Annotated in this window: 1 protein-coding gene; it reads right to left on the bottom strand. The window is 52.4% G+C overall.

The window, feature by feature from the left end; all coding sequences use genetic code 11:
• Positions 1 to 203 precede the first annotated feature (203 nt).
• Positions 204 to 1230: SGNH hydrolase domain-containing protein (locus AAD027_RS19005; RefSeq protein ID WP_341727608.1), on the bottom strand; the 1027-nt coding region annotated here is incomplete at its 5' end.

Genomic DNA, 1230 nt, shown 5'->3' with positions numbered 1-1230 from the left:
GAAATCACGAAGAATACGTCCACGCCAATATAGCCGCCGGGCAGGATCCCTGGCCACACGTGGTACACCAGCACCGCCAATACCGCTATGGCGCGCATGCCCTGTATGTCAGAGCGGAAGCCTGTTGGCGCATTCATGGACGTCATCTCAACACGTCATCAAAGTATTTCAGTCGACAGAAAAATTAACCGACAATGATTTCATCACTTGCTAGCGCCATTTCCAGAGATGAGTGGCCATATTCTCCGGGAGAGATCCTCCCTCAGACTCTCGACATAACTCGCCGTAAGATGATGGTTGTCTCGCCAGATGTACCTATCGCCCGCTTGAGCCGGGCAAACATCTCTCCGACAGATGACGTCATTCATGTCAATGATGGATACGCCCCTTGTCCCGCGTGAGGCAATCTCAACAAGCGAGTCCCTACTGATAGCAAATGCGCGCGGAGTATCACAGGCTTCCGACTTTAATTTTGTTCGCCTGAGGCAGGTCGGCGGATCTTCCTTCATCCTTGGAGTTTCCCTTATCGCAATCAACTTGACATCGCCAAGGGACATTACATCCCTCCATGCCATGGACATCCGCTCACCCACTTTCTGGGCTTGATCATGTGACCGTCCAAGCATATGCATAGCTCCAATAGAATTGGCAACGATGACCGCAGCCGGGTCTATTTCCTTAATAAGGAGAAGAGATTTCTTATTCCATGCAGCACATGACTTTCTCTCGACCGTATCAACCTCACTTGCAGAGATGGACATGAACGCGCACCCGGTTTTTGTCATCGCATAGAGATCAATCCCTTTTTCATCCGCGATTCGGGATAATGCTGGCAGCCATTGCACCATGTGCGAATCACCAATCGCCACGACCACGGTTCCAGATTGACGGCCGTACCTGCAAATTCTGACATCTTCTCCACGTGATGGGGCAATGCACCCTGCCGAGTACGCATCGGCAAGATCATTCCTTGCCAACATAGGATCCGTGACTTCAGATACGCTTCCATTGTCCCCGACACCTGGCGCGTAAGCGTATGTATTCGCCTTTGCACCGGTGGACTCTGTAATAAAAAGAGCTGAGGCCGAAACCAGAACAACAGCGGAGAGCCCTGCCCCGATCACATACGGACGGAAGGACTCCCCCTTGCGTGCATGCCGGAAGCGCTCCTCAATCACATACTTCGACACGTGCGCCAAGAGAATCGAGACCACCACCACCACCACGCCA

Origin of the sequence: Pseudoxanthomonas putridarboris (genome assembly GCF_038321125.1) — a bacterium.
GTDB classification, from domain to species: domain Bacteria; phylum Pseudomonadota; class Gammaproteobacteria; order Xanthomonadales; family Xanthomonadaceae; genus Pseudoxanthomonas_A; species Pseudoxanthomonas_A putridarboris.
This window is presented reverse-complemented; position numbering and strand designations above follow the sequence as displayed.